Origin of the sequence: Streptomyces sp. TLI_171 (assembly GCF_003610255.1) — a bacterium.
Lineage (GTDB): Bacteria > Actinomycetota > Actinomycetes > Streptomycetales > Streptomycetaceae > Kitasatospora.
This window is the reverse complement of record NZ_RAPS01000001.1, coordinates 6068639-6089827: the sequence shown is the minus strand read 5'-3', so window position 1 is coordinate 6089827 and position 21189 is coordinate 6068639. Positions and strand designations below refer to the sequence as shown.

At 66.2% G+C, this 21189-nt stretch carries 9 protein-coding genes and 5 pseudogenes; 7 read left to right on the top strand and 7 right to left on the bottom strand.

What is annotated here, in order from left to right; genetic code table 11:
* Positions 1-234: 234 nt before the first annotated feature.
* Positions 235-789 (top strand): annotated as a pseudogene (locus BX266_RS27380) (transposase); the annotation flags it as partial.
* A gap of 174 nt (positions 790-963) precedes the next feature.
* On the opposite strand, the gene BX266_RS38130 reads toward BX266_RS27380, so the two are convergent.
* Positions 964-10530, bottom strand: coding sequence for a hypothetical protein (locus BX266_RS38130; protein ID WP_143687006.1), 9567 nt, complete (start codon positions 10528-10530; stop codon positions 964-966).
* 354 nt (positions 10531-10884) lie between these two features.
* Between BX266_RS38130 and BX266_RS40965 the strand changes: the two are divergent.
* Together BX266_RS40965 and BX266_RS27370 are read left to right on the top strand one after the other, a co-directional pair.
* A pseudogene (locus tag BX266_RS40965) lies at positions 10885-11061 on the top strand (ISAs1 family transposase); the annotation flags it as partial.
* A gap of 31 nt (positions 11062-11092) precedes the next feature.
* Positions 11093-11645: pseudogene (locus BX266_RS27370) on the top strand (transposase); the annotation flags it as partial.
* Between the two features lie 160 nt (positions 11646-11805).
* Here BX266_RS27370 and BX266_RS27365 read toward each other — a convergent pair.
* Positions 11806-12093 carry a winged helix-turn-helix domain-containing protein gene (locus BX266_RS27365; protein WP_259464876.1) on the bottom strand — a complete coding sequence of 96 codons (288 nt, stop codon included), beginning with the start codon at positions 12091-12093 and terminating at the stop codon, positions 11806-11808.
* Positions 12094-12559: 466 nt separating this feature from the next.
* On the opposite strand from BX266_RS27365, the gene BX266_RS27360 reads away from it, so the two are divergent.
* Both BX266_RS27360 and BX266_RS27355 read left to right on the top strand, forming a co-directional pair.
* Complete coding sequence (locus BX266_RS27360) at positions 12560-13246, top strand: HAD-IA family hydrolase (RefSeq protein WP_099904071.1); 687 nt, start codon at positions 12560-12562, stop codon at positions 13244-13246.
* 47 nt (positions 13247-13293) lie between these two features.
* A complete protein-coding gene (locus tag BX266_RS27355; RefSeq protein WP_099904069.1) occupies positions 13294-14343 on the top strand; it encodes a glycosyltransferase in 1050 nt (349 codons plus the stop codon).
* A 53-nt stretch (positions 14344-14396) separates the two neighbouring features.
* Here the strand turns inward: BX266_RS27355 and BX266_RS27350 are convergent, their stop codons facing one another.
* Complete coding sequence (locus tag BX266_RS27350) at positions 14397-15677, bottom strand: sugar MFS transporter (protein WP_143687005.1); 1281 nt, start codon at positions 15675-15677, stop codon at positions 14397-14399.
* A gap of 452 nt (positions 15678-16129) precedes the next feature.
* On the opposite strand from BX266_RS27350, the gene BX266_RS27345 reads away from it, so the two are divergent.
* Positions 16130-16969 carry an IS5 family transposase gene (locus tag BX266_RS27345; RefSeq protein ID WP_099904065.1) on the top strand — a complete coding sequence of 280 codons (840 nt, stop codon included), beginning with the start codon at positions 16130-16132 and terminating at the stop codon, positions 16967-16969.
* Positions 16970-17083: 114 nt separating this feature from the next.
* Here BX266_RS27345 and BX266_RS40220 read toward each other — a convergent pair whose 3' ends face one another.
* Together BX266_RS40220 and BX266_RS40215 are read right to left on the bottom strand one after the other, a co-directional pair.
* Positions 17084-17449: a transposase family protein gene (locus tag BX266_RS40220; RefSeq protein WP_259464875.1), complete on the bottom strand. Its 366-nt coding sequence runs from the start codon at positions 17447-17449 to the stop codon at positions 17084-17086.
* Between the two features lie 24 nt (positions 17450-17473).
* Positions 17474-17974: a transposase family protein gene (locus BX266_RS40215; protein ID WP_259464874.1), complete on the bottom strand. Its 501-nt coding sequence runs from the start codon at positions 17972-17974 to the stop codon at positions 17474-17476.
* 191 nt (positions 17975-18165) lie between these two features.
* Between BX266_RS40215 and BX266_RS27335 the strand changes: the two are divergent.
* Positions 18166-19098: pseudogene (locus BX266_RS27335) on the top strand (transposase); the annotation flags it as partial.
* 32 nt (positions 19099-19130) lie between these two features.
* Here BX266_RS27335 and BX266_RS27330 read toward each other — a convergent pair.
* Together BX266_RS27330 and BX266_RS27325 are read right to left on the bottom strand one after the other, a co-directional pair.
* Positions 19131-20183 (bottom strand): ISAs1 family transposase, encoded by a 1053-nt coding sequence (locus BX266_RS27330; protein ID WP_259465159.1) that lies wholly within the window; start codon positions 20181-20183, stop codon positions 19131-19133.
* Positions 20184-20321: 138 nt separating this feature from the next.
* A pseudogene (locus BX266_RS27325) lies at positions 20322-21070 on the bottom strand (transposase family protein).
* Between the last annotated feature and the right edge of the window lie 119 nt (positions 21071-21189).

Below are 21189 nucleotides of genomic sequence, written 5' to 3'. Positions count from 1 at the left end.
CATCCCGCAGTGAAACGATCCTGCATTCACGCCTGTGACCTGGTCTTTCACGAAACTGCGGTCAGAGCCAATTTCGCGGATCCTCATCACGCCACTGAGCTCTTTCAACTCGGCCACCGATCAGGTGACAGCGCGGGCGCACGGGGGTGCGCCCGCTGGCGAGATCCGGCAGGTCGAAAGCCCGTCAACGGCAGTCGGTTCACCACTCGTCCGGGGCGCCGTTGAAAGAGCTCACTGTTCGGGGTGTCCAAGTCGGCGGCCGACCGCATAATCGACCACATCGGCCCGCTGCTCGCGCTCAAGCCGCGGCAACGCTTCCGCAAGGGCACCGTGCTGATCGTCGACGGCACCCTTGTCCCCACCCGCGACCACACGATCGCCGAGCAGTCCAAGAACTACCGATACTCCACCAACCATCAGGTGCTCATCGACGCCCACACCCGCCTGGTCGTCGCTGTCGGCCGACCCCTGCCCGGCAACCGGAACGACTGCAAGGCCTGGGAGGAATCCGGCGCCAAGGACGCGGTCGGCCGGACCACGACGATCGCCGACGGCGGCTACCCGGGCACTGGCCTGGTCATCCCGCACCGCCGACCCAAGGGCGGCGAGCTCACCGAGTGGCAAGCCGAGCACAACCGCGAACACAAACAGGTCCGCGCCCGCGTCGAGCACGTCTTCGCCCGAATGAAGACCTGGAAGATCCTCCGCGACTGCCGCCTCAAGGGCGACGGCGTCCACCACGCCATGCTCGGCATCGCCCGCCTGCACAACCTCCTCCAGGCCGCGTGAGGCGGGCGACCGCCGAGCATCGACCCGCGCCCGAGACGCCCGAAGATCAATTACGGGACAGCCCTAAGGCGAATCGTCCTGCCAGTCCTTCGATCTCAACCGGGCTCTATGGCTCCACGGCAGATCTCAAACGCGGTCTGAGCAACTGGGATTGCCGATGGAACCTGGGTCGATTCAGGGAGATAGTCGTTCCAGGATTTCCGCATCCAGGGACTTATCCCTCTTCCACGAATTCGCATACAAGCGCACTAGTTCATCTTTTTCCAAGCCTGCCGCACGAGCTTTTCTGACTGTGTTGGCATCGAGCGCTCCCAGCTGGTATGCCATGTCTAGGTCGAAGTCGTTTAGGCCTGATATCTGCAACGGGTGAATATAGTGCACCCGTCCGCAGGGCTCTGCCCACAACCGTCTGCCCCGGGGCATGCGGCTATCCATAGGCGGTGGAATATTAATGTCGAGACGGATTGCCGCGTGCAGTTCGTGGGCAAGGTCACGTGCAAGTAGCTCCCACTGCGCCCGTCCGCTCACAAGGGAGAACGCATCTGGTGCCGCAGATGCGAAGCCGGGGAGCGAACTGACCATGGCGCTAAGTTCCTCGTGCAAGTCGACTGTAACCGCATCGCAGCCTGGGGGTAGCCTGTCCGCGATTGTCGATTGAAGGGCCAGGCCTCGATCCCGCCAGGCCCTGTACGAGTTAGCTAGCGCCTGCCCCACATCGAGGGTCAGCGCCAAGGAGACGAGTGCTCCCGGGCGTCGGGCGAGGCGCCGGGCCAGCTTGCGGGCGAGGAGGAGATGGAGCTGGTCGGGCTCGAATCCGGCAGCAGACAGGGTTTCTTCGAGGAGCGGCAGCAGTTCGAGGTGCTCTTGAGAGGCATCAAGGTGTCGCCAGGCGTGGGCGGGAAGCTGAGCGTCATTGGGCGCTCCTCGGTCGATCATCTCGTATAGTTCATCCTCCGGAATCTCGGCGTAAACGTCACCGGTGACTGGGCTGCTTCGGAAGTGCCTTCCGGTGGTGCGTTCTAGCGGGAGCCAGTGCTCCCGATATTTCGTAGCCTCCAGCCAGAACTTGCCACGCATGCGGACTAGGTGAAGCCGGCCCTGCTGTTTAGCATGTTGTTCGTGGCGAAAGCTTCGACCCCCTGCATCGGTTTCTCCGGCACTGGTGGACCGACTCAGGCCGCTGCCTGGGTTCATTGAGGAAGCCGGATGGGGGGTGTACTCGTTCAGGGTTCCCGATCCGGTCAAGTTAACGTTGACGGAAGGACGCAGCCGGTTGGCACCGTGGAACATGCTGGTCGCGTGGGATTCCTTGGCGTAGCGCCCGGTGCCCGAGCCTTCGATCACCCCCAGCGTCTGGAGGTCATAAAGATCACCCGTAAGCCAGACCGCCGCGCGGTTCGGTGAGCTGCCCGGCGCGAAAAGATCCTCGGCAACGAGGTAGCTCTTGCCGCCGACGGCTTCGTGCATGTGGCCAATGAGCTGGCTGCGTGAGAGCAGTACCTGAAGCGGGCCCAGATGGTCTGCCTCTCGGCCGAATACCTCGACTAGCAATCGGTTTGCGACCGGCTTGATGTCGTCCAGTAGTGCACCCACAAAGTACGCATCGTGCGGAAGCGCCGGGATCTTTCGCAAGCTTCGTACGCGACCCGGATTTGGTGGGTTCGGTGCGATTTCGGCGAGCCCTTTTGGCACTTGGAGGATCAGCGTTGCCATGGCCTCGACATGAAGTGGTGCGGGGAATGAGAGCCCAGCTGCTCTGCGGTAGAGCGCGGTGGCCATGGCTCGCAACGAGGAAGGCCGGGCGTCGACTCGGTCGACCTCCACATGGATACGCTGGCGGATTTCGACAGGATAGTAGCCGTTCCACGTGTAGGCAGTGCGTTCCACGGTGTTGTCGTGTGTCCTGGAGACGGCTTGGGCCTCTCCTTGGGAGAAGGCCAGGCCACCTGAGCCGCCCGCGTGCAGCCCCCCGACTGTGACCTGCCCAAGGTTGACACTCTGTCCTGAGGCGATCGAGTGGCTCTGGGATTGCTGCGTGTAACCGTGAGTGTAGGTTTCGATTCCGGAATTTTCGACGAGCTCACCGATTTTGGCATTTCCGACAAACTCGGCCCAGATTCGAACTCGTACGTGATCCCCAAGGTTCCACCCAATTGGGTTGGTGAAAGACAAAACGATCCCACCCTCGGCCAGCATATCGTCCAGCAGCACCTGGTCGCGGCCTTGGGCGAACAGGGATTGGAGGGCATCAATGCCGCCCTGGAGTCGGCCGATCTGTCGACCGTCCGCACCCCAAGCTACGACGTCAGCCGTGATCAGGCCGGGGGCGGCCTTCCTGAGCTGGCTCTTGACCAGTTCCAGAGTGGAGGTCCGCTCGCCACTGACAGGTTGATCGTACCGCAGAGTGGTGATGCCGCTATGGCCAAGAACATTACCGCCACGATCCCGGCGAAGCAAATATTCCGGCAGTCGGACTTGAACAGGTACGGGAGGATCGAGCTCGGCCGCGAACTCAGCCAGAAAGTCGCGGCGGATGCGGGAGTCGCGTACTGGCAAAGTACCGTTGCAGTGCCTGACGCGTAGTGTTTCAACTGCCGCGCGGATCTCCTGCGAGAATTTCGAGCCCCGGGTTACATTGGTCTCTGCAATGGTCTCAAGCCTTTCCTCTCTAGGAAGAGGCGCGTTGCCCTTTGCCCAACGAAGTAGGATGCCAGCGACAGTGTCTCCGTCCAGTTTTAGTTCTCCCTCGGCCCAGCGCGCCAGAACGTCAGACAACTGTTTGATTGGAATCGGCACTACGCCCTGAGCGTATCTACGCAATGCCTCAGGTTCCGGGAGTAGGTACACCAGTCGGTTCGAGTCAACGCGTCGCGCCGACGGCCGATGGTACGAAGCTGGCGCGAATTTGCCAGACTTTTCCTGCCGGCCTTGGACACGGAAGTCCACCAGTGTTCGGAATGCGTAGGCGCGATCAAAGGAGAGCTGGATGCGCTCCGTTCCTCCGGTCCGAGTTCCGCCTCGGCTGCTGTTCCAGTTCCAGTTCCGGGACACGGACCATCCTGCTTTGGCGGCGGAACTTTGTCCGTGATTGAAAGAGTCGCCGACAGAAAATTCAGCCTGATTCCAAAAAAGTCCAGTTGACCTGTTGTGGCTAGTGCCACCGATGTTCAGTCCGAGCTTGATTTGGCCCATGACGAAGGGTCCACTGGTAACGCCTGCAAACTCGCTCGGACGTAGGGTGGCGCTTATGTCCACCATGCCGTACGTATCGCGGAACAGGCCAGGATCCACAAAAATATCGCTGGTGTAGGTTCCGCTCAGGATCGCTCCGATGTGGGCGCGGACCGAGGTACCGCCCGCGAAGTTATTTATCTCCTCATCTGCCGCACCCTGCGGGCCGACCAGGTCCTTGACTGCGTTCCGCGCAGCCTCACGGAGCCCGGTGGTGTCCAGGTAGGAGACGACGCCGCTCTCGAGGATGTCGATTGGAGTGTTCGTACACCCTGGATCTATCGGAGGAAAGTCGTTAGCCATCGTGGGCGTGCGAATTCGAGCAGTCAGAGGGAAGGTCGGCGAGGGCGAGTTGCGCCGTCCGATGCCGATCCGCCCCCGAAGTCCAGAGTGCTGGTAGTGGATGGATACAGTGACGGTACTGTGAACGTCGAAGACGTCCACCTTTCCAGGGGATTCGAGAAGGGACGGCATGCTGGTGAAGGTGGTGGAGGATTGCGCGGCGCCGACGGCGTGCCGGACGCCGATCCCCACAGAGGCAGACTGAAGTCGACGGTAAGGGGTTCTGAGCCTAGCGTTCAGGCTAACCTCGCGCCGTCCGGCCAGCGACTGCCCGGCCGTGTCCATTCCCATTGACAGGTTGACGACGTGGTAGTTGTCCGCAACGCCTCTGAAGTAGATCTGGTCACCCTCGCCCTTGTGACCGTGGATGTAGATGGTGGCTTCGTCGACGTCTACCGCTATTCCCAGGAAGGTTCGATAGCGGTACAACTTGAGAGACATTCCGTCGTCCTGGTGGATTTCGTCGTAGTGGCTCTCAAAACCGCGCCGGGAGATAAATTTCTTCAGAAGGGCCTCGTTCTCCCACAGATCTGCGTGCTCCCACCACATTACGTTCTGGGGCATCTCGGTCGGAGGGAGGAATCCCTGTTCTCGCAGTTGGGTGGCGATAAAGGCGTGGACGGCTCGTGTGACGGACTCATCAATCTCGACCAGGCCCATGCCGACACCCCGGCGCGACTCCAGGTGATCGGGAACGAGCGGTGTAGGGGCGTTGAGGAGTTCCATGTCGCGCAATTTTGTTTCAGGGGGAAGCGTTTGTGGTGCCGTGGATGCCAATAGCGCTGGGCCCTCGGTCGCCTTGTCATTCTCGACGGTTTGCCATTCCCCTCGCAGCACTGCGGTTGCGTCAATGGGCAGGCCGAGTCGGAAGGCGTCCTCCTCGCGAAATCGGACCACAGCTGTGCCCTCCACCCACGGTGTGTCTGTTGCTTCGCGGCCGACCGCGGTAACAGTGGCTCGGTGGCGCACTGCCAGGCGGTAGGCGACTGTATGGCTGTCGCTGCGGGGTACGCTCACCCACAAACCCGTCCGCCCGGTGCTGTTGCCGGCCGAGGAGGCCCAGGTCCAGGCCAGTGCCGCAGAGAAGCCCAGCCCGAAGCCGGGGTTCAGGGGCATGGGATGGAGGCCGACGTCGACCTGGGGAAAGGTCAGCGTGGTTGCGTCCGTGGAGGTCTGGCTTCCCCCAGTGCCCCTGATTCCAGTCCGCACGCTCTCAAGATGCGCTACCCGACTGGCGGCGCCCACCCTCTCTGGCTTGCCCTGGAGCTCGCTCCGAACGACGATGTGGGCGATCGGCCGCCCTCTCTTGTCGTGAATCATTAGTGTGTAGCCGCCATCAGTCGATTCGTCCAGGTGTACGTCCAGGCGTCCGATCAGCTGTACAAGCTCGCTGTAGGTAATTCCGGCCAGTTCCACGGTGAGTCCCTGCCCGGTGAGCGCAGCGAGGATTTCGTCGACCAGTGTGGGCAGGCTAGTCAGCCCTGAGGCGTAGTAGTGGGATGGGAAGCTCGAAGGTAGGCTCGCGGTCCGGACTACCTGATTCAGAGACGGGTCCATCAGGTAGGGTCGGGGCACATAGACAAGCAGCCGATCCTGGACAGGGCAGGTGATGTGGGCAGCTTCGGTCCACGAGATAGAGGCGCTCCTGCGTATCCGCACCTGCCACTCTGTTTTGTAGGCAACCAGGTCATGGTCGACCCGATTGTCCTCAACGTTTCCCCCCTCGGCGTCCATGACCGCCGTGGTGGAGCGATCGATTCCGACCCCTGTCGCTACCCCGATACCAGCTCCCACCGTGGCGACTATGCCGCCGGTACCGATCCCGAAGTTGACACCAACAGATGCACGGAAGTTGGAGGTCGAGCCAAATTTCGTGTGAGTGTTGGCACCAGTCCTGAAAACAGCATTGATTCCTTCGGTTCCTTTCGCCTGGCTCGCGTTCGATGGATCGCTGTCCTGGTCCCCGCCTCTCCCATCCTCCTCCACTTCCTCGACCGCAGTCAGCGTTGCTCCGTCTGGCACAGGTTTCGGACTGTTCAACCTCAATGTAATCAGTGCCTCAAATCCAGGCACGATCATGATTGGCAGGCCCGATATGTAGGTCACGTTTTCTGATGCAAGCAAGTAGCGGTAGTTGGCAAGTAGAGTCCGAGGTAGCCGATCCCAGAATGCATCCGGCACTTCTAGGCTTTCGGCCGCGGCCTGGGTTCTTAGGACCGCCATCACGGGACCGACCGGCAGGTCGCCGCGCGGGATGCCGATGCTCTGCACCGCCGGGTGGACCCGCACGCGGTTCACACGGAGCGGCCCACGCAACCCAGGCGATAGGTCGTGCACGTCGCGCCCAGTAAGGTCCGTGGGTACAGCACGCTGCTCGCTCGCCATTCGTACCGCAGGCGGGTACTCGAAAATCCCTAGCTGGGGCAGTGCACGTGACACGGCGGTAGCGTAGGGTGTTGGTGGTTCCGGTGCCTGACTCTCCGAGCTAAGCCGTCCCAGTGCGTCGGTAGGGGGATGCGCAGCTTCGGTACGAGCGTCTGCTTGGTGTTCCGCCCTATCCGTGGTGGGAAGTTTGTCAGTTCTCTCCTTCAGGGTGCTTTGCGACTCGGGATTCCCAGCGTATTTCGTTGCAGACGGGGAAACAGGGGTGGCCGCCACGGTGTCCTGTGCGTGATGTGAGGGTTGCTCAGTAGGGTGGAAGCTTTCGTCGGGCTGCTCCGCGCGGAATGGTGGCAGATTCGCCGAGTGCACTGCGGACGGGACAACGCCGGCCGCCTCCGCGGAGCCGGAGGCGGCATTCGTCTCTACGCCAGTACGAGGCAGGGCGGACTGTGCAACGGCGTCTAGGGGCGTGAGGGGTGCTGCCACGGCGTCGGGAAAGCCGAAGCCAGACCCTCCGGAATCCCTGCGAGTGACGATGAACGTCTCCGGCAGGCCTCGCTCCGGTATCGATTTCACCAGAGAGTGGGGAGTTCCCGACGGCACGATCAGCTCGGCCTCTTCCGAGGTCCGTGCGGCACCAGATTCGTCGGGAAACAGCTGATCGGAGGAGGATCCGGGACGACGGCCGAACGATGTTGCGAGAGGTGTGTCGACATAGGAGCCATTCTCGCGATTGGCTCCTATGCCCCCCGCCCCATCGGTCGACCCCAATGCAGTGGTCCCGTTCGCTAGGGTCGCGCCAGACAGCGCGGCAAGCACACGTTGGGCCAGCGTCGATGGAACTCTTTGCTCTCGGTTTTCATTCTGATCGAGGCTATCTGCGAAGACAACGATGGTCGGAACGGGCTGTCGAATCGGAGGGCTCCAGGGGCCGGCGGCTGGCTCCCCTGCTTTGGGTGCCTGGGTGGCGTGTGTCGGATCCGCAGCCACGGTGTCCGATACCGCCGGCACAGCCCCATGGTCCAGCTGATCTTGATTAGTTTGGGAGGCGGCGCCCGGCCGTTCGGCTGTGCTGCTGTCCGCCGGTCCGTTCTCAGGCGATTCAGATGGCGGGTTGTCGGGTTCTGCCGACAGTGCCGGCATGGCAGTGGCGATGCTGACGGTTTCCAGGTCGGACGTGTCGTCGCCGACAGTCTGCAACGATTGAACCGTCTGGGTGGTGAGCGGTTTTCCGGTCAGCGCGGCGAACACGGTCCTGGCCGTCGTCACGGACTTCAGCTCAGCCGCCCGCGCTGACCCTTCACTACTGGCGAGGCCAGCGGGGCCGGTGGTGGTCCGGCTAATGGAGGGCCCGGCCACCGGGCCCTGGGCAGCAGTTGACGTCTCCTGTGTGGTCGAGGGTCCCGCGCTGTCGCCCGGCCAGACCCGGCCCGTGCTCTGGGCGCCGCCGGGCAAGCCCGACCACTGATTCCCGGGGGCCGTGCACGCGGTCAGGGCGGCCCGGGTCCTGTCCGGAGCCCGGTGCAGTTCGTGGGCGGTCCGCAGAGCGTGGAGGCGTCGTGTGCGCAATTCATCGTTGTCTCCGATCACCACGCGTCGGGACATCTCGGATCTGGAGCGTGTGGCGGCTCGGTACGCCTCGGCCACTAGGGCTGCGGCTTCGGTATCGCCAACTTCCTCCTTCAGGCCCGACCACAAAACCCATGCGTCGACCGAGTCGGTGGCGAAGTCTTTGTCAAGGGCCTCCACATCGACGGCTGGGTAAGGAGCATTAAACCCCGCGCTTCTGTCCTTGCCCGTCTCGGAGCCATCGTTCAAACCGGCGTCGAGTTCGGGGACGTGACCGAGGTCAAAGCGGGAGTGCGCCCGGGCGCTGGTATCCCCCTGCCTATGGGTGGGCAAGGCTGGGATCTCGGCAACCGGTTCCCCATCACTCTTCTCCAAATCGGCTTGATTTTCAGGTTCCGTTGGCAGCCTCGGTAGTGCCGACACTGTGAGGACCTCGGCACCGACACCGCTGGCGGTGTCCAGGTCGGATATGTCCTTGTCGACCGCGGAAGGATTTCCAGTCAGGGCGGTGAGCACGCGCTCAGCCTCGGCCCGGGGCTGCAGCTCACCAGCCCGCGCCGTTTCTTCACACCCAACGAGGCGATCAGGACCGTTGGTGAGGCCCTCGGAACGGGACGCGGGGAGGGCAGTGCGGTTGAGGTCCGACGAATTCGCCACAGCCATGGGCGGCAGGGCCGCCCATGGCTGCCGCTGCTCCTGCCCGAGCCGGCTCTGGGGTGTTGGGGCGGTGGGCGTGGGGGCCTGTGTTCTAGTTGTATCGGTAGTGGGTGCGGTCTGGGTTTTCGCCGGGCTGGAGCCTGTCGCGGTGATGGGGAGGGACACCGTCTTACTGCTGTTTGCCGCATCGCCGGTCCGGTCTTGAGGGCCAGTGTTCTGTCGGACCGGACCCGACAAAATCGCGCTGTCGGCTGCAGGGGCGCTGCCCACCTTGGCAGCGGCGCCCAATGCGTTAGTCACCAGCACGCGCGGCGAAGGTGCTGGTGAACTGGTCCGGCCGGTGTCGGCGGGGGCTGCAACGGGAATGGCCCTGTCGGCGAGTCTGGTGCTCCGGTCCGCCACTCTCGTGGCTTCCTGCCGGCCGGCACTGGCCGTAGCAGGGGGGTCGGTTTCCACTGGGTTGTGCGCGGCCGTGTCCTGGGCAGTGACCGTAGCGGGTTTGGTGGCGATGGCAGCAGTGTCCGCGGGCTCGGTAGTGGCGATCAACCCCAATGGGGGCAGCGTGGCAGGCCTGGCGAGGGTGGAGGCGGGAGGATGATTGAGAGCACCGCGCGGACCGACGGGGTCGTAGCCCTTGTCCAGGCCCAGAACGTTCTTCAAGCCCTCCACACCCTGTGAGATGAAATGCTCAGAGGCGCTGCTGACCGCAGAGCCGAGGAACCCCACCAAACTGAAGCCGCCGAAGATCGCCGCTGTGGCGACACTCTCAAGCAACCCTTCGGTGGCCGCATTTGTTCCGATGGTCCACGGATTGTTTAGCTCGAACCCAAACTTGGCGTCCCCGGTTACGGCCTTCATAAAAGCGCTTCCGGAGACTATCTCGTGCGTTGGACGGTGCAGACCGCCTATGAACGCGCCGACCGCGGCGGCTTGCCCGATGTTCCTCCAGTCGTACTTATTTCGGCGTAGCTTCTGGGGCGCACCATTGATCATGTATGTCTGAGCGGCGAAGCTCGTGATCGACTCCGACAGCGCCTCGAAGGTGGCAGCTACGCCCAGTTTGGCGAGCTGCGTAAGCCGGGCTATTTGCAACAGCAACCTCACCCGCGCACGGGCCATCCGAAACGCCCGCTGGGCGGCGGACCAAGTGGGGAAGAAGGGCTCGAGCATCTCGAGCACGACAAGTTCGACAAACAACTGGACCAACTCGGCGATCATTTCCGCCTTGGCCTCGAAAATCTGCGAGGCCTGACTGTTTTGCCCTCCCGATACCGCATCCACCTGGTCGCGTACCCTGCGCAACAGCCCACCCCCACTATCGGTGAACTGCCGCATCGCTCTGATGTAATGCTCGCGCGTCTGGTCAGGCAGATGCCGTGCCGCGTGACGAATTGAGTCGTCTATACCCGCCTCAAGATCTCGGACCATCGTGGCGACCCGCGCCAGACCCTCCGACGACTCCTGCGCCAACGTCGCACTCGCCTGGGGGAAATGCGTACCCGTCAACATGAGCATCAGAACGTCCAGAACAGAGTCGCGCCCAATCGATGGCTCCGCCATCACTCACCGTTCCTGCGGCATTATCCGGGTAGGTTTAGATCCCGACTTGCTGATCTTGTCTGATTCTGCATGCCAGTCACAGATTCACAAGATACGCTGTTGAAACAATACTGTTGTAGTGCCCTCCGGAGCCTCGAAGTGTTCCCCATCGACCAGATGTTCTGGTGAAGATGACGGTCGCGTCCAGCTTGGCGGCGTGGCCGGGGTGGCGTCGCTCAAGCGGGCTGTCCGTTTTGCTGTCGGTTCAGGCTGCTGACGTGGTTGCGAGGTTCGCCGGCTGGTTCCGAAGGGGAGGCAGGCACGGTCTCCGGTGATCATGAGGCGTCGAGTCCCTGATCACCACGACGGAAGACGGTGCCTGCCCGATCGTCATCGCCTGTGCGTGCCGGCCTCGGCCGGCTCGCCGACGCCCGGCCTGCCGAGCCCGGGGAACAGCCGCGGCTGCCGGACCGCCCGGCAGCGGTGACCGATCCGCGCCGGGCCAAGGGGCACCGCCATCCCCTCGTCGTCGTTCTCGCGCTCGCCGCGTGCGCAGTGCGGGCCGGCGCAAAATCCCTTACCGCGATCGCGGCTGGAGCAGGCCGACATCTTCCACGTCGTGGCCACCACCAGCCACGACACCGTCGTCACCCGATGGGCCATGGACCGTCGTCTGCACGACCTGACGGCCGGCCTGCACAGGCAGAAGTGGAAGCGCGGGTCGTGCGGCGAAGGCGCCCAGGGCCTGCGGATCTACGACCGGGCGCGCGTGGAGGTCCGGCCCTGGCACCGCCCCGACCGCAGGCACTGGCTCCTGGCCCGCCGCAGCATCACCGATCCCGCGAAGATCGCCTACTACATCGCATACGCGCCCGCCGACGCCACACTCAACGAGCTGATCGCCGTCGCGGGCGCCCGCTGGACGATCGAGGAGTGCTTCCAGACCGCGAAAGGCCAGTGCGGTCTGGACGACCACCAGGTCCGCCGCTACCCGGGCCGGCACCAGGCACATCACTCTGACCATAGCCGCCCATGCCTACCTCGCCGTGGTGCGGGTGCAACAGCTCGAAAATGGGCCGGACCGGCTCGAATGCCAGACCTGTTCCCCCTCACCGTCCCCGAGATCCGCCGGCTGATCACCGGTCTCCCCAGGCCTGTCCACCGCAGCACCGCACACGTCCTGCACAGGTCCCGCCGGCGCCGCCGACGCCAACACCAGGCCCGGACCAGCCACTACATGAGACGAGGCCACAGCCCAAGAGCTGAAGCCTCGTCACGATAAGCACCGTTGCAGCACTAGGCTTTTACCTGCGGCCACACCTGCTTCCTCCACACCTCGACCGCACCCTCGATCGCCCGGCAGACCGACTGCTGGCACGACCAGCCGGTTCGCCGCATCAGGTTCCACACGCCCCGGACCGTGTAGGAGACGTGGAACCGCCGACCGATCACCGTCGTGATCCGCGCCAGCGTCCACCGTTGATCCTCCCAACCATATACCAACGGCCCTTTCTCCAACTCCCGCTCCAGCTTGACGAACTGGCGTGCGCCCAGCTTCGGCAGCGACTGCTGCCCCGGCTCCAAGCCGCCCGAACCGCCTCGCCTGACGCCACCGCTGCACCGACCGCACAGTGACCCGAAGGTCAGCGGCGATCAGCCTGTTGCCGTTTCCACGTTCGAACCGCTCAACGGGCTCCAGCGTATCCGTTCCCGACGCTGTTGCTCCCGGGCAATGAACCCGCCACCCTTGCGCGTATCGCACCTTGATGTCGTACCGCAGGGATCAAGGCCCGTCAGCACCTAAAGACAAGGCGAGTCCACCTGAGTAGCTGCCGGGCAGCGGCCCCTCTTCGCTCCACCTCACTGTACGTAGAAGGCCGGTGAAAACGCTGCCTCGGAAGTGAACCCGGGCGCATTCCGCCCCTTGATTCCCACCTCACGGGCCGCACGGGCAGTGGTCCTCCCACACGACCCGGCGCACGCTCGGGACGCCTAGTTTCATCGGCATGCGCAGATGCGCATATCCCCCCCGGCCGGAAGGAAGTCCACCGTGCACGTGAGAGCCCAGGCTGTCCTGTTCGACAACGACGGAACGCTCATCGACTCGACCGCGGCCATCATGCGCTGCTGGCGCCAATGGTCCACCGAGTTCGGGCTGCCCGAGGGCGTCATCGACCTCGGCCGCACCTTCGGCCGTACCGCCACGGCCATCGCGTCGGAGGTCCTGCCTCCAGCCCTACTTGCGGACGCCGTGGGGCACTATGAGGACCTGGAGGAGGCCGATCCGGTCTGCGAGGTCCTGCCCGGTGCCGCTCGGCTGCTCCACGCACTGCCCCACGACCGCTGGGCGATCGTCACCTCCGCGGCCTTCACGGTCGCGCTGGCCCGACTCACCCACGCCGCACTGCCCATCGGTACCCTTGTCACCGCCGACGACACCCTGCGGGGCAAACCCGACCCCGAGCCCTACCTGATCGCCGCCCGCCGCCTCGGCGTACGCCCGGAGGACTGCGTGGTCTTCGAGGACGCACCCGCCGGACTACGCGCCGCCCGGGCCGCCGGCATGACGGCCGTGGGATTGACCACCACCCACCGGGCGGACCAACTCCTCGACGCCGACGTCCTGGTGGAGAACCTCGACGCGGTCGAGGTGCTGACAAAACCTGCCGGTCAAGGCGTGAACCTCGTCCTGCGCACGCTCCGCCCCGTCGCCGCCCAACTCGCCGGCAGACCCTGACCGCGTCCGGCGGCCCTCCGGCCCTCGCCCCGACACCGGGAGACCTCATGACACCGTCCGCCGTCCCCCCGCCCGGTGGCGTCCCAGCCGTCGGCTTCGTCATGCCCTACTACGACGACGGCACCCCGTGGCGCCGCGCCGCGCTGTGCCGCACCCTCGACTCCCTCCGCGCCCAGACCGACCCGAACTGGCACCTGTACCTGACGGACGACCACTCCCCCGCCGCCGGGACCGCGGCCCTGCTGGCCGAACTCGCAGCCGGATTGCCCGACCGGATGACGGTCCTGCACGCCCCCGTGAACGGCGGAGCCGGCCAGGCACGGAATCTGGCGATCACGGCTGCGGCCGCCGCCGGCGTGCCGCTCCTGGCATTCCTCGACGCAGACGACCTGGCCCACCCGGACCGGGTCGGGCGAGTGCGGAGCGCGTTCGATTCCGACCCCGCGCTGGACCTCGCCTACCTCGACATCGCCTTCGTGGACGAGCACGGAGCCGACTGGCAGGAGGACGAACTGCTCCCCACCCTGCGGGAGATCAGCCGCCAGCAGGCCCTACCCCCGCTGCGCGGGCGCGAGCACTGGCGGGCCCAGGCCGTGGATCGCGACTGCCTGGCCATCCCCTCGGCGCTCAACCTTCGCACGCCCCTCGCCGTCGCCCACCCGTTCCCGCGGACACCGTTCTGCGAGGACGTGGCCACGCTCTTCCGATACCTGGGCAGCGGGGCAAGGATCGACCGGATCGAGGGCGCGCCGACCTCCTACCGGGTACCGCGGACCGGCGGGAGCGCCTCCCGGGCGCAGGCCGGCGACCTTGCCGAGTTCAACCGCCTGCGGTGCGTCAACGAACGCGCCGGACTGGAGGACGCGTTGGCCGACGCCCGGGCACGCGGAGCGGTGACCGCCGACGACGCCCGGGACGTGCTCTGCCGGTACCTGATCCGCATCGGACGAACCGTGGCCGCAGACGGCTGTGTCGAACTGGGGCTGGCCCAACTGGCCGACGCGCAGGCCCTCGCCCCGTGGACCTTCGCCGCATTCGCCACTCCCGCGGAGCGGGCCGTCCTGCGCCAGCCGCTCGGCCGGGCCGACGAGCACTGACGCACGCCGGGTGGGCCATCGGGCGCGGTCTGTGCCCGACGGCCCACCCGTTCTCAGCCCCTCCGGGGCTCCGGGGACACATTGCCCGTTCCCCGCACAGCCGCCCAACTGCCCACCATCGCCAGCAGGATGACCGCCACCACGAACGGCAGTCGGTTATCTCGGTCGACGGCCAGGCCGGTCAGCCAGACCAGGGCGGTGGTCGCGGCGGCCGCCATGACACCGAGACCGGAGTTCAGCACGGCGCGTTCGTCGTCCGACGCCCGAGCCAGCACCCAACCCTGGTGCAGCGGGTTGAGCGGGGCGATGCCTACCGCGAAGACGACAACACCTCCGTGGACCAGGACGCCCTCGCCCGAGCAGAGCCCCACGATCCCCAGCACCGCGACGACGCAGCCGATCACGAGAAGACGCGGCACCGGCAGACTTCGGGCCAGGACGTCCCCGCAGGCCCGAGCCGCGGTGTGCACCGCCCAGAGCAACGACAGCAGCGCGGTCGCGTGGGCCAGCGTGTAGCCGTATCGCCACTGCCCGATCGCCGTCACCCAGGAGACGACGACCGTCTCCCCACCGAGGATCAGCGCGTAGACGACGAGCTCGGGCGCCCATATCCGGATCACCCGGACGACGGCCACTCGTCCCATCCCGCCGCTCCCGTGGTCCACCCGGCCGGCGGCGGTCTCGGACTGACCGCCCCCGACGGAACGCCGTACGGCGCATAGCCAGATGTACAGCGCCCCGAGCGGTACCGCGTAACCCGCGTACACGAGCGAATAGGCGTCCGGAGTACGCATTAGCATGCCGACCGCGGCGGGCGCCAGGATACCGGCCAAGCCGAACGTTGCGGTCAGGGCCGCCAGTCGACGGAACTCCGGTGGCAGGCGGAACAGCGCGAGGACCGCGGCCGATGAGCCCAGTGAAAACGCCGCGCCATGCAGGAACACCGCCGCCAGCACCCCAACGTAGCTCCGGCACGCGAAGGCAGCCGCGCAGCCCGCCAGCGCGGTAACCACCGCGCCTCGCATGGCGCGCTCGGGCCCGTACCTCCGGAGCACGACCGGACCTGCGACCATCGCCGCGATCAGACCGAGGTCCTTGAGGTTGTGGATGTTCGCGACCGACCCCCCATCCAGCGCGAAGACGGCGGACCAGGCGGTCGCCAGGGCGGGCGCGAGACCCATTCCGACCGACAGAAACCCGAAGACCGCTCCAAGGCGGAGCACGGCTGCCATCGGCGCGCCGGAATCCCCCGAAGTCTCGACCATCGCCATCGTACTTTCGGGGCGGATGGGGTCGGGTGGGTCGCTACGAACCAGTTGGTGGACGGTGGTCACGGATACTCCCGGGAGATTCGGTCTCTGGTGGATGTCTTGGGCCGCTGTGGAACTCGGTGCGCGTATCGGCTGCCGACAGCGCTACCGTGCGCTGTAACGTTTCATGCGCGGCGGAGAGCAGCCCCTCGCCCGGCCTGCCTCGCCCGGGTAGCCCCTAAGGTCTGCCTCTCGTGACAGCCGCCGAACCAGAACCCTGGGTAGGGGACGAAACGCCCAGTTACTGGGCGTTTCGTCCATGAAGGCGGCGGTCGATCCTGACTTCCGGGCTGTCTGGCCGGCTCTTCTGCGGGTACTCCAGAGGCTGATGCGCTGGGAGTGCTGCCTGCATACGTATGTCCGCCGGAACTGCGCACTGCGTCCTGTCTCATCCCAGGAAGCCGGGCTGGAGCACGATTGTCCCCTGGATCCCGCGGCCTCTGGCCGCAGGCGAGATTCCGCAGTATGCCGTCGTTATGACGGATCGTCGACCGTATCCGAGCGACCTGTCCGACGCCCGCTGGGCCCTCGTCGAGCCCACCCTGACCGCCTGGCGCCGAGCCCGAACCGAACGGGCCCTCGCGTTCGGCCGGCCGCCCGAGCACGAACTGCACGACCTGCTGGACGCGATCCTCTACGTCGACCGCACCGGCATCCCCTGGCGCTACCTCCCGCACGACTACCCGCCCTGGGAAACCGTCTACGCCTACTTCGCCCGCGGGCAGAAGGAGGGAGTCTTCGAGCAGCTCAACGGCCTCCTCCGGCGCCTGGTCCGCGCCGCAGAAGGCCGCGATCCGGAACCCACGGCCTGCATCATCGACTCCCAGAGCGTGAAGACCTCCACAAATGTCCCCGCCGCCACGCAGGGCATCGACGTCGGGAAGAAGATCGCGGGCAGGAAGCGAAACATCGTCACCGACACCATCGGCCTGCTCCTGGTCGTGCTGGTCACCGCCGCGAGCGTGCAGGACGGCACCGCCGGCAAGCAGCTCCTGACCACGGTCGCCACCCACCACCCCGGTATCAGCAAGGCCTGGGCCGACATGGGCTACAAGAACGCCGTCGTCGAACACGGCGCAGCCTTGGGCATCGACGTCGAGATCGTCCGCCGTGACCCCGCGACCAGGGGATTCGTCGTCCAGCCCCGTCGCTGGGTCGTCGAGCGGAGCTTCGGCTGGCTCATGAACCACCGCCGACTCGCCCGCGACTACGAAGCCCTCCCGGCCCGCTCCGAAGCCATGGTCCACGTCGCGATGATCAACCTCATGACCCGCCGACTCACCGGAGAGTCCACCCCGACCTGGCGCGGAACATGAGCCTTGGAATCACGGATGAAACGCCCAGTCACGACCTCCTGCGGTTGGGAGTGGGCGGTCTTGGGCCGCACAGGGTGCCTGTTGGTCACACGGCTCGGCCGGCGGCCAGGGCCTTCAACTCGGTTTTCTGATGGGCTTGTTGGCCGGATAGGAGTCCAGCGACGGCTCGGGGAGGTGGTCGCGGCGGCTGTGGCGTCGGGCGAGGGTGCGCCAGTTCTTCAGGTGGGCGATGCTGTGCTCGACCGGCATGCGTCGTGAGGAGTACGCGAAGCGGGCCTGCTCGTGGTGGGCCATCAGCCACTGGACCTGTTCGAGGTACTTGCCGCGGCGCTTTCTGGGCGGGGTGACGACCTGGCCGCAGGTCTGGGCGGCCAGGCCCTGGTAGCCGGCGAGGATCTCCAGGTGGATGGTGTCGGCGAGCAGGGCGACCAGGCCCGCGTCGCGGACCTGGGTGATGTCGGCGACAGATCCGGCCCGCACCTCACCGCAGAACAGCACCCGACCTCAGGTCTCGGTGACAACCAGGGCCTTCATCGCGTTCAGCCGGCTCTTGCCGGAGACGAACCGGTTGCGGCACGCGCGGTGGGCGGCCGGGCGGCGGACCCTGATCTCGGTCGCGTCGATGATCCCGGTCTGCCCGGTCGCTCCCAGGTGGGCGACCACGTCGGCCAGGGTACGAAGCCGTAGGCCGGCCTCGATGCGGCAGCCACGTTCCGCCAGCAGAGGCCGGACCTCTCCGATCGCGCGTGTAATGGTCGAGCGGTCCACTCCGAACCAGCAGGCAAGCACGTCGTGAGTGACTGCGTGGCGCAGGTGGACGAGGGTGACCAGAAGCCGGTCGACGAAGACGGGCTTGTACTTCGCGCCCGCGCCGACTGCACGCCTCCGTGGCCGGTCGCACAGTTCGGCATCATGCCGGGCCTGCCAGACTGGCCCCAACTCGGCGACCAGGTCGGCGATAACGGCCCGCGACAGGCCGGTAATCCGACGCTCCGAGCCAACCAATCGACGTGCTGCTGTCCCCACCACGGATGGCCCAACGAGCCAGCCCCCTCACAGGCCACGGCTTAGCTTGTTGTTTAACCTCGCAGGTCACTCGACCTGCTGATCTGCGGCTCTTCCCGGGACAGCAGAGACGGCCGTTCTCCACGCTTCGAGATGTCGAGTCACGAAGAACCAGAGAACGGCCGCTGCTCATGAGTCTCCCCGTCGACGCGCCCACAGGTGACGCGTTGGGCATCTTGTCCCGCTTTCGGGTCGAGTTCTACGAGAGCCTGTACAAGCGGGCGGATGTGCTCTTCGAGCTCACCGACGCCCTGCTGTGCACGGACGGCCCGGTCAAGACGCTGGTGGACCTGTCGCTGGCGGCCGAGCACCGGCGCGGGCACGGGGCGATGTACGCCGCGCTGGACCGGGGCTGGCTCGAGCCGACCCGGCTGCGACAAGCACTGGCCGCCCTCCCGATCCCACGCCTCGCCGACGGGCGCATCGCCCTGGCCGTCGACGTCTCCAACTGGCTCCGCCCCGACGCCCCCACCAGCGACGACCGCCTGTTCTGCCACGTCTACGGGCGCGGCCGCAGCGCCGACCAACTGATCCCCGGCTGGCCCTACTCCTTCGTCGCCGCCCTGGAATCCGGCCGCACCTCCTGGACCGGACTGCTGGACGCGGTCCGGCTGGGCCCGGCCGACGACGCCATCGCGGTGACCGCCGCCCAACTGCGCGAGGTCACCGGACGCCTGATCGAGGCCGGACACTGGACCACCGGTGACCCGGACATCCTGCTCGTCATGGACGCCGGCTACGACGTCACCCGCCTGGCCCACCTCCTGTCCGACCTCCCCCTCGAGCTCATCGGCCGACTGCGCTCGGACCGCGTCATGCTCCGCGACGCGGGCGAGCCCCGCTCCACACCCAAGGGCGGGCGCCCACGCAAGCACGGCACCGCGTTCGCGTTCGCCAAGCCCGAGTCCTGGCACGAGCCCGACACCACCGCCCGCACCGACACCACCCGCTACGGCAACGCCGAAGCGAGGGCCTGGGACCGGATGCACCAACGTCTGCAAAAATGCGGACCCTGGCTCGACCACGAAGGCGAAATCCCCATCACCCACGTCACGTTGGTCAGGGCGGTGTCGTTCCGCGGATCTGTCCGGTTTGATCACGTGATGCCGAAGGTGGCGAGTGGGCGGCTGGGGTCACGTGCGTGATAGCGAAGCCCGGCGGCGATGTTGTCGTGGCCCGCGTGCCGGAGTGCGCCGATGGCGAGGTTGCGCAGGCTAGCCATCGCCCGGGGTGCGGTGCCGGTGCGCACGCGTGAGGCGTCCTCGGCGAAGGTGGTGTCGCGCACGTGGTGGATCTTGTTCTCGATGCCCCAGTGGCCGCGGACCCATGAGGCGAGATCTGCCGGGGAGGCCTGGTGGGGTCGCAGGCTGGTGACGCCGTAGACGCGTTCGAGGGTGACCTTGCCGGTGGTGAGGGTCCGGCGCCGGCGCACGACCTGGACCGCCTGGACGGCATGCGGGAAGTCGAGGCCGCGCGCGACGGAACAGGTCTTGATGCGCCGGATCTCGTCGCGGCCGTGCGCCGTGGCGCGGGTCCTGTTCTGCAGTGGCACCTCCCGCCACGGCAGCCGTCTCAGCTCCTGTTGGAGAGTGGGGTGGTTGCCCTTGATCACGGCGATGTAGTGGGCCTGCTTATCCGCGACCAGGAATCGGGCGTGCTCGGTCTGTGAGTGCAGCGCATCGAAGGTGACAACCGTGCCGGTGAGGTCGAGTGGGGCGAGTAGGGGTTTGAAGACGGTGATCTCGTTGGTCTTGTGGCCGACCTCGCGTTGGGCGATGACCTCGCCGTCTGCGGTCATGGCGGCGAGGAGGTGGACCTGGGTGCCGTCTGGTCGCCGGGCGCCGCGGACGGTCTTGCCGTCGACGGCGAGTACGCGCAGACGTTGCGGGGCCGGAGCCTGGGTTGGTTTCGGCTCGCGGCCGGTGAGCCAAGTGCCAATCGCGGTGTCGAGGGCGTTGCCGTCGAGGCGTTGCAGCAGGCGGCGCACCGTCGCCCCGGCTGGGGCGACCGGCCCCGCCGGTTCTCGCACGGGCCCGCCGAGCGAGGTGAGCAGGGTCGGCGGCGCGTCGGATACCCATTCTGTGATTGCGGCCAGGGACTTTGCGCCGGCGAGAACGGCACAAGCGGCCAGTGCCAGGACGAATGCCAGGGGATGACGACGGCCGGCAGACCGACGCGGGTCGGGGACCGCAGCCAGGTGCTGGAGCAGGCCCGGATGCTCGCCGGGAGCGGGCGGTGACGCGGTGGCGAGCTGGCTCAGGCCAGTCGGGATGCACAATGAGCCTTTTCAGCGTTGAAGCTCGAGGGTGAGTACGGCCTTGGCCGCTGACGTCAGCCAGTTCGGACTGCAGCGGGCGTGGCGGAAGATCCTCCAGCGTTTCAGGGTGGCCACGCCGCGTTCGACGGGGTGCCGCCGCCGGGCATGGGCCCGATTCAGCGATCTCTGTGCGGCAGTGAGCTCCTTGCGGGGCGGGCGCTTGGTCGGCACGGCGAACGTGCCGCCCGCGCCGGTGTACGCCATGTCGGCCAGAGCCGGGATCCGGAGCCGGACGCAGGTCTTCACGATGCGGTGGGTTCGGGTGGCGGTCAGGTCGTGCGTTCGGCCTGGCAGAGCGCGGGAGATCCACACGAGCCTGCCCGTCGGACCGGTGATGACCTGGAGGTTCACGCCGTGGCGGCGGTGTTTTCCCGAGTAGTCGGCGCACCCGTCGCCGACCCGGTCGCACTCGGCGAGGGTGCCGTCGACCAGGACGTACTCCGGGTCGGCCTCGCGCAGGGCCTGCGTCAGACCGGGCGCCTTCCGGGCGAGGAGGTCGGTGACCTGGTGGACTAGGCATGGGCGGTGCCGACGCTGATCCGAAAGCCGGCGGCGATCTGGGCGAGGGTGTCGTGCTTGCGCAGATACACGAGCGCGACCAGGGCCCGCTGGGAGGGCCGGAGCTTGCACCGGCGGTCACCCTCCCGGGTGACGATCAGCATGGTGACCCACTCAACGAGGGCGTGCGGCAGGTCCAGTGCGGCAGGATAGGTAACCACCAGGGCACCCCGGCAGAAGAGTTGAGACGTCAGATACCTCACTCAACTGCCCGGGAGCTCTGTCCGTTCTTCCCCGGTCCACGACCGCTGGCCGTCACCCGATCGGTGGCCGCTCTGAA